Origin of the sequence: Sphingomonas lacusdianchii, from assembly GCF_022664395.1 — a bacterium.
Taxonomy (GTDB): domain Bacteria; phylum Pseudomonadota; class Alphaproteobacteria; order Sphingomonadales; family Sphingomonadaceae; genus Sphingomonas; species Sphingomonas lacusdianchii.
In genome coordinates, this window is the sequence record NZ_JAKRET010000001.1 from 553,284 (window position 1) to 562,330 (window position 9,047).

Sequence of the window (9,047 nt, forward strand, 5' to 3'; positions counted from 1 at the left end):
CCCGGCAACCGGATAGCCAGCCCGCCTTGCATGCCGCAATCGAGCCAAACCTTTGAGATGATGGACGTACTGCGACGAGCGACTTTCGCCAGATGCCCCGGGGTGCTTTAATGCGGCGATGAAGCATTTTCGTCAGGGGGCCGTGCTGGCCCTGCTCGCCGGTCTTGCCGCGATGCCGCTGTCCGCGCAATCGACCTATGATCAGGTCGACCCGATGATCGGCACGGGAGGAGAAGGTCACACCTTTCCCGGTGCCGTCGCCCCCTTTGGCATGGTGCAATTCTCGCCTGATACCGACACAACATGCGTCATCCGGGAATGCTACAGCCATGCGGCGGGCTATCGTTATGAAGATCCGACTATCCAGGGTTTCTCGCTGACGCACTTCTCCGGCGCCGGGCATTCGGATCTCGGCGATTTCCTCATGATGCCGGTCAGCGGGGATAGCGTGCCCCTGGAGCGCGGCACCGCAGGCAAGCCGGGTTCGGGTTATCGCTCGCGCTATGATCACGCGACAGAGGTCGCGCGGCCGGGCTATTACGCCGTCAAGCTTGAGGATCGAGGCGTTCAGGCGGAGCTGACCGCGGGGACGCGGATCGGCGTCGCGCGCTATCGTACCACGTCCGGCGCACCGCCCATGCATCTGGTGCTCGATCTGCGCAGCTCACTCTACAATTACCCTGGCAAGGTCCTGTGGTCCTCGATCAGGCTGCGCTCCGACGGCATCGTCACCGGCTGCCGACAGACGCGCGGCTGGGCGCCCGACCGCAACCTGTGCTTTGCGATCCGTTTTTCCGCGCCGCTCAAGGGGCATGCGTTCGTCTCGACCGAGACGGACGTCCCTTATAAGGGCTTCCAGGGACCGGGGCGCGGCAGCGACGCCGTTGCGGACCGCGCCGGACGCGCATTGGTCGCCCGCTTCGATTTCGGCCCCCTCAACCGACCGCTTGAAGTGACCAGCGCGATCTCGTCGGTCGACGAGGCGGGTGCGATCGCAAACCTAGCGAGCGAACCCGGCGATTTCGACGCGATCCGGGCAAAGACCACGCAGGCATGGCGCGTAGCGCTCGATACGGTGAAGATCGACGCGTCTGCCCCGATGGCGAAGTCCGTGGCGACGGCACTGTACCACAGCTTGCTGGCCCCCGCCGTCGCGAGCGATGCGGACGGTCGCTATCGCGGCCCCGACAATCAGGTGCATCGTGCGGAAGGCTATACATTCCGTTCGACCTTCTCGCTCTGGGATACGTTCCGCGCCGAGCATCCGCTGCTGACGCTCATCCAGCCGGCAAGCCTGTCGAGCGAGATCGTCCGGTCGCTCGTGGCCAGCCGCAGGGACAGTCCTGACGGCATTCTCCCCGTCTGGCAGTTCCAGGGCCGCGAGACGTGGACGATGATCGGCTATCACGCCGCCCCCGTGATCGCCGACGCCTATCTGAAGGGAATCAGAGGCTTCGATGCGGACGCGGCGCTTGCCGCGATGGTCGCGAGCGCGACCTATGCGCCCTATGGCGGCTTGGGCGGGTATATGAAGCGCGGCTATGTGCCGATCGATCAGGAGCCGGAGGCGGCCTCCAAGACCGTCGAATATGCCTATGACGACTGGACGATCGCGCGGATGGCGCGCGCCATGGGCCGTACCGACATCGCGACGACATTCGAAAAGCGCGCAGGCAACTGGCGCAACAGCTTCGATGCCCGGACTGGCTTCATCCGTGCGCGCAAAAGCGACGGGTCGTTCCGCACGCCGTTCGATCCGACGGCGATCAACTACGGATCGGATTATACCGAGGGTAATGCCTGGCAATATAGCTGGTTCGTACCGCAGGATCAGGCTGCGCTCGTCCGCGCGCTCGGCGGCGATGCGGCTACCATAGCAAAGCTGGACGCGATGTTCGAATTCGACAATTCGAAACTCGATTACAGTCACGCCGAGGATATCGCCGGGCTGATCGGTCAGTATATCCACGGCAACGAACCCAGCCACCACGTCGCTTATCTGTACAGCTATGCCGGGGTGCCGTGGCGTACGCAGGCCCGGCTGAAGCAGATCGTCGAAAGCCAGTATCGGCCGACGCCCGATGGCCTATCCGGCAACGACGATCTTGGGCAGATGTCGGCTTGGCTCGTGTTCACGGCGCTGGGCTTCTACCCGGTGACGCCCGGCAGTCTGGAATATGTGATCGGTCGTCCTTTCGTGAATCGGGCTGCGCTGACCCTGCCCAACGGGCGGCAGCTGACCGTAATCGCCGAGCGGCTGGACGATCGGCACCCCTATGTCGGGAAGGTCATGCTGAACGGAATACCCGTCACGCGGGCCTATCTGCGGCACGACGAGATCATGGCCGGGGGTGAGTTGCGCTTCACGATGCAGGCGACGCCGAATACCGCCTGGGCAACCTACCCCAAAGAGCGACCATATTCTGCCAGCACGACGCGTTGAGAACGACTCAGTTCCGGTCATTGGGGGGCCGTTGCGCGCTCCCCAACGTCAGACATCCGTTCATTTCCGGTAGACGATTCAATTGGCGGCCGAAAATTGGCGAAATCTGGGACGAAGCTGCCGTTCCCACACGGCGGCTTCAACGGCAGGTCCATCACCGGAACCGGACGCGTGCCGAACGATCCGCTCGACAAGAACTGTGGTTGCTGCTGGGTTGTCAGCGGTATGTCGGGATTTATGTGAAAGAACGGCAGAAGCAGCCGTGCCTTTTGCTCACATTCAGCTTTGCCCTCAGCAGGCAGAGGCCACAGCATTCGAGTCCTGTCGAATGCTGCGACCTCCCCCTTATACATCTTCCGTCTTCCGCAGGATCATGCCGGTCTTGTAAGTGACCAGTCAAAACCGTCTTGTGGTGGAAGCGGAAAGCGGGGGGAGCATCTGCCTGCAGATGCTTCCCCCTACGCCTCACCAGCGATAGCTCAGGCGGGCAGTGCCGCTGTGAACGTCCGTTCGAGCTGACATTTCGCTTTCGACGCGCATCCCCAGGGAAAGGTTGGGCGTCAACCGCAGCTCGGCATTTGCCGACAGTTGGCCAAGATCCGCCACCGGTGCCGCGCCGGCGACATGGAAGCCGTCCGTCTGATCAGCCTGGAACCTTGCCGCTACATCGGGATTGGACGATGCCCGATGAACCCAGGCGGCGGTCATCCGCAGAGCCAACCGGCGCTCGCGACCAAGCGCAAAGCTGTTGTCGAACGCCGAACCAAGTTCGAACCGCTTGTCCCAGGTCGACCGTTGGTCGAAGCTCAGGGCGAGAATGGTTGGCGATTGCGCGCTGGCCCGTTCCGAATAGGCCGGCGTAACGAAGTCCTGCACCTGCGCGGCGGCGTAGGGCGTGATGCCTCCGCTTAGCATCGACAGGCGGTATCCGGCTTCCAGCCGTCCGCCATAGTTCCGTGCGCGGAGGCTGGCGACGTACCGACCGCCGGTCAGCGGCAGGAGACGACCAAGCACATTGTCGTACCTGGCTGCAGACAGCGTACCGGCGACATAGGCTGCGTTGAAGCGCCGGAGGCCATATACCCCGAACTGGTACACATCGGCCTTGCCATTGACCCCATTGGCGGTCGCGAAGCCGCTCGCACCAAGACCCATCGCCATGCCAAAAGTGGTGTTCGCATCGAAGCGGTGATCGATACCCATGGCGAGGCCACGCATATGGGCCGACAAATGTCCCATACCGACATTCGGGTTGTCGGTCTCGATCGATCCGGCCAGCCCCTGACCCCAGAGGTTCCAGTCCCTGCCGTCATTGCTGCCGCCCGGCTGACGGACCAGCGTCGCCATGAAGGCGGTAGACATCTGCGTGCCGACCGTCGACATCGCGGAGGTGGCGGCACCGCTGAGATTGTAATAGGCCTGGTCCAGATCGACGCGGCCCTTCATCGCCAGCAAGGTCGGAACGACGTTATGGAAGTGCGTCAGGCCACCGGATTGCGCGTGGGCGATGACCTTGCCGATCACCTTGCCACTTTCGGAAAGCGCGGCTGGCGCGAAATCGACCGTCGATGCCAGCGACACCTGACCGTTCCGGACGCTCAATGCATGGCTCAGAATGACGCTGCTCTCGACCTTCAGCCCCGATACGTCGAGATCGCCCGCCGCCGTGATGATGGTCTTCAGGATCGTACCGGGCTTAATCGCGCCGAGATTGAGGAGGGTCGGGCGCAACGTGCCGGCCAGCTTGCCGGTGCCCGTCACCTCGAAACTGTCGGCCGCGCCGGTCGCCTGATCGAGGCGAACCAGCAGCGAGGCACCCTCGGACTGGAGCAACGACCCGTTGATCGTGACCTTGCCCAGAGTGCCCGCATTGGCCAGCACGCCCGCGTTGTTGAGCGTGCCGCCGCCGAGATCGAGCGAGGCGCCGGCATTGATCGTGGCACCGGCCAGGTTGTGCAGCACGTTCGTACCGCCCTGGGCCAGCTTCACCGATCCGATCAGCGTACCCTTGTTGGTGAAGGTCGTGTCGCCCGAAAGGGAGTGGACGGTCCGGCCAGCGGCCCCATCCATCGTCGACAATGTGCCGGCATTGGTGATCTGGCTGATCGGGCTGTCGAGCAACAGCGCCGAGCCGCCGACACCGCCGGTGATCTGGACGCCTTCGGCGATGTCGATGACCGGATCGTTCGACGACATGGCGACGATCGCGCTCGACCCGGCCCCGCTGACATGCACGTTGGCTCTGCCATTGACGTAGACGACACCCGAACGGCCATCGCCTCCGGCGTCCTGGACGACACTGGTCGAGCCGCCAAGCACGATACCGCCGCCGCCACGGATCGACTGGGCGATAACGCCATGCGAGTAATCGCCGGAGGTCGTGACGCTGTTGTTGATCGTGACGGTAACGTCGGACGAGCTGCCCGCCCCCCGCACGAACGTCGTCGAAACGGAGCCGCTGTTCGACAGGACGACACCGCCACCGCCGCCGACACTCTGCGCGATGATGCCAGGCGAGTTCCTGCCATGGGTTTCAATAGCAGCATTGCTGGTCACGTTGACGGTTCCGGCATCCGCACCGGGCTGGCCGCCCCCGAATTTCGCACTGTTCGCGATGGCGAAGCCGCCGCCGCCCCCCACGCTCTGCGCCACGATTCCGGGCGAGGCGTCGGCGTTGGTGACGATCGCCGAAGCGTTGCTGACCGTGACCGCGCCGCTGACGCCGCCGACACCGTCGCCGAGTTCCGCCGCGCTGTGCCGCGTCAGCGAAAGGCCGCCGCCGCCCGCGACACTTTGCGCCACCAGTCCCGGCGAATAGACCGCCGACGTGGTGATCGTGCCATAGTTGTTGACGTTGACCGCGCCCGCGGTCTGTCCTCCGGATCCGCGGCTATGGCCCAGGCGCACCGTGTCGTTGAAGGTCGCGTTGTTCGTGGTCAGCATGCTGGCCAACCCGCCACCAGCGCTGATGCTTTGGGCAACGATACCCGCGGATTGCTGGCCATGTACGGCGATGTTCGCGTGCGAGGCGACGTTCACCGTGCTGGACGTGCTCGAATATGCGTCGCCGTCATACTGCCCCAACTGGGCGCTGCCCGATGCGCCATTGCCCGTGCTGCCCGCCGCGAACGTCGCGACGCCACCGCCGCCGCCGATCGATTGCGCGACCAGGCCATAGCTGTTGCCCCCCGTCAGATCGATCGTCGTCGATCCGATCGTCATGTCGACCGTGCCACCCTCATTATGACCATGGGCCTTGCTGCCGAGCGTGACGGGCGCGCTGATCGTTCCGTTGGGCGCGATCCTGTCGATGTAGAAGGATGCGATACCGCCCCCGCCGCCGATCGACTGCGCGATGATGCCGCTGCTGTTGACGCCGGTGGTGGTCAGGGTCGCCCGCGTTCCGCCGGTGCCATCGCCAGTTATCAGCGTGACGCTCTTGCCGCGCCCGGCGGCACTCGAACTGGTCGCGCCGAGGTTCAACGGCGCGGTGACGCTCTTGCCCGCCGTGCCGCGTGCAACGTCGGAGATCGCCACACCGCCGCCGGCACCGATCGACTGCGCGATGATCGCGGTCGCCTGGTTGCCGGTAGTGCTGTAGCGGCCATATTCGGCGTTGGTGTAATCGGCAACGGAACCAGCGCCGACCGACAAGGAGCGATCCTCGTTCCTGCCACCCCCGATATAGTGATTGGCCAACCCGGTGACGTCGGCGCCATAGCCGGCGCGCAAGTCAGCATTGTTCGCCCAATATTGCGAGACATTGAACGCGGTCGGTGACCGCATATCGGCGGTGTTGACATAGTGGGCCTGCGCGGCCGCATTATTCTGACCGAAAGCGTTGATCAGATCGGTATAGCCCGCCGTATAGACTGCAGGGTCGAAACTCGCGCGGACCGAGACGTCTTCGCCGTTACCCTGGCTAGTGCTCGCGCCGACCTGGAAGGACATGCTGGTATCACCGGCACTGATCGTCGCCAGCCGCGATACGGTGTTGCCGCCGCCGCCGCCGATCGACTGCGCCATGATGGCGCTGGAACCGGCGCCACTGGTCGCGATCTTGCCATCGCTCCAGACATGAATTTTCTGAGCGTGCTGATTGCCGCCGCCCGCACCGCTGAGCGACAGGGATCCGCTACCGTCGCCGCCATCCGCCGCCGTGGCGCTGGCCACGCCCGCCGCGCCGCCGCCACCGCCGACCGACTGCGCGAAAATGCCGTGCGACATGGTGCCCGAGGTCGTCAGGACGCTGCCGCGCATCGCCGACACATAGACCTCGCCTCCCTGTCCGCCGCGTCCACCCGAACCGCCGAGCGCCAGCGCCACGGCATAGGTGCCGCCATTGGCGTTGCTGATCGAGGTGCCGCCCGCGCCGCCGCCGCCGCCGACCGACTGGCCGAACAACGCCGTGGCGAAGTCGCCCGTGGTCGTCACCCGCGCTGCGCTTTGGATCTGCACCACGCCGCTGCTACCGCCATAAGCGCCTTTCCCGCCAAGGCCCATCGACACCGCGACGCCCGATTCGGTCGACGATTCCGATCCGGAATCGTCGTTCGATGCCATCGCGACCGCGCCTTCCTTCTTGTCCGCAGTTTTCGCCGTGGTCGCGGTCGTCACGGACCCGCCGGATCCGCCGCCGCCGCCGACCGACTGGGCGAAGACACCGTGGCTGTTGGCGCCCGCCGTCGTCACCGTGCCCGAAAGGAAGGTTGCGCACGATCCATCGTCCTTGAACGTGCCACAGACATAGACCCAACCGGAATCACCGCCGCCCTCGCCGGAACCGCCCAGGCCCAACGCGACCGACGTCGCGCCGCCGTCGCCGGTTTTGGAGGAAGCCGAACCGCCCGTACCGCCGCCGCCGCCGACCGACTGCGCGAAGATCGCAGCGGAATTGGCCGCATAGGTGCTGAGCGTACCCGTCGAACCCGCACGGACCTGGCCACCGTTTCCGCCACCAGCGCCGGTGCCGCCCACCGATAGCGCAACGCTAGCCTTGCCCGCATTGGCTTCGGAACTGGTCGAACCGCCATTGCCGCCACCGCCACCGATCGACTGCGCGAAGATGGCGTGCGCATTGGCGCCGTCCGCAACCTTGTCCGCAGTGCCGGTCGTGATCGTTCCGGTGTTTTCAACCTTCACGTCGCCACCCGGGCTGCTGGTGCCGCCCGCACCGCCGATAGCGATGCCGGCCGCATAGCCCCCACTGGACCCGGCACCAGCACCCTTGTCGCTTCCGTTGCCAGTCTTACCGGCCGAAGCCGCGCTCTTGCCACCGTCCGGGGCGGAACTGGCGGGCTTGGTCGAGGCGCTGGTGCTCTTGTCGTCATCCTCTTCCGACATCGCGGCCACCGCGCCAGCCGATGCCGCGCCGCCATTGCCGCCGCCGCCGCCGACCGACTGGGCGAAGACACCCGCCGAGTTGCTGCCGGTCGCACTGATCGTGCCATCGTTGCGAACCAGCACCGTGCCGCCGGTGCCGCCACCGCCGCCCGAGCCGCCAAGGCCCAGCGACACGGCGGCAATACCACCCGATTCGGACGTTGCATGCGCCGCGCCACCATTGCCGCCGCCGCCGCCGACCGACTGGGCAAACACGGCGGTCGCTTGACTGCCACTCGTAGTGATCGACCCATGGTTTCGGACGTCGACCTTGTTGCCGTTACCGCCGCCGCCGCCGGTGCCGCCAAGGCTGACCGACGCCGCTGCAATGCCGCCCTTTGAGTCGGACACCGCAGAACCGCCGTTGCCGCCGCCGCCGCCGATCGACTGCGCGAACACGCCGTTGGACAAGGCACCGCTCGTCAGGACCGTAGCCGCGGTTTCGACCTGCACGATACCGCCGTGACCGCCGCCGCCGCCGGCACCGCCGATGCTGATGCCCGCCCCAGCACCATTGTCGGGGCTTTCCTCCGCGGCAGCATCACCCTTGCTGCTTTCGCCCGAACTTTCGCTCAGTTTGCTCGCGATCGCCAGCGTGGCCTTTCCGGCCAAGTCGCCGACCAGCCCCGTCCACGCCGCGGCGCCCGCCTCCTCCAATGCGCCTTCCGCACCGGCGCCGCTGGCCGAAGTCGAGCCGCCATTGCCGCCACCGCCGCCGACCGACTGGGCGAAGATCGCGGTCGACATCTTGCCGCTGGTGTTGAGCGTACCGCCATCGCGGAAGACGACCACGGCATCGCCGTCGCCGCCGCCACCACCAAAGCCGCCGATCGAGACGGAGGCCGCGTACTTGTTGCTTGTGGCAGCAGACAGGGCCGATCCGCCATTGCCGCCGCCGCCGCCGATCGACTGCGCGTGGATCGCCTGCGAGTGATCACCGGTCGTCACGATATCGCCGGTGTGTGGCATCGACACAACCTGACGCCCGGCCAGAGCCGTGTCCGTGCGACCCTGAGCATAGCCGGTCGTGATGAAATGATGGGCCGCCGCGCTCAGGTCGTCCCCGAACATCGTCTTCACATCGTCGTAGTTCGCTAGGCATCGTGGACAAAGCTTGACCGCATGAATTGCTACTGATTCAAGGCTGCCATTTGGAGGCAGGCTTGGGCGAGCGGATCGGTTTGTCGGATGAGGAATGGTCGCTGATCGGGCCGCTGCTACC

General features: G+C 65.5%; 3 protein-coding genes. 1 reads left to right on the plus strand and 2 read right to left on the minus strand.

Annotated features, from left to right (window positions below; translation table 11 throughout):
• The first annotated feature begins 118 nt into the window (after nt 1–118).
• The gene (locus MF607_RS02615; RefSeq protein WP_242115902.1) at nt 119–2,443 is read left to right on the plus strand and encodes a GH92 family glycosyl hydrolase; all 2,325 of its coding nucleotides are present in this window, start codon (nt 119–121) and stop codon (nt 2,441–2,443) included.
• 17 nt (nt 2,444–2,460) lie between these two features.
• On the opposite strand, the gene MF607_RS02620 is transcribed toward MF607_RS02615, so the two are convergent.
• Together MF607_RS02620 and MF607_RS02625 are read right to left on the minus strand one after the other, a co-directional pair.
• Nucleotides 2,461–2,757, minus strand: a complete 297-nt coding sequence (locus MF607_RS02620; RefSeq protein WP_242115903.1) for a hypothetical protein — start codon at nt 2,755–2,757, stop codon at nt 2,461–2,463.
• A 151-nt stretch (nt 2,758–2,908) separates the two neighbouring features.
• Nucleotides 2,909–8,905 carry an autotransporter outer membrane beta-barrel domain-containing protein gene (locus tag MF607_RS02625; RefSeq protein WP_242115904.1) on the minus strand — a complete coding sequence of 1,999 codons (5,997 nt, stop codon included), beginning with the start codon at nt 8,903–8,905 and terminating at the stop codon, nt 2,909–2,911.
• Between the last annotated feature and the right edge of the window lie 142 nt (nt 8,906–9,047).

Excerpts from the sequence above, each read along its gene's own strand:
- MF607_RS02620 (WP_242115903.1), bottom strand. The coding sequence starts at position 2,757 with ATGCTGTGGCCTCTGCCTGCTGAGGGCAAAGCTGAATGTGAGCAAAAG.
- MF607_RS02615 (WP_242115902.1), top strand. The coding sequence starts at position 119 with ATGAAGCATTTTCGTCAGGGGGCCGTGCTGGCCCTGCTCGCCGGTCTT.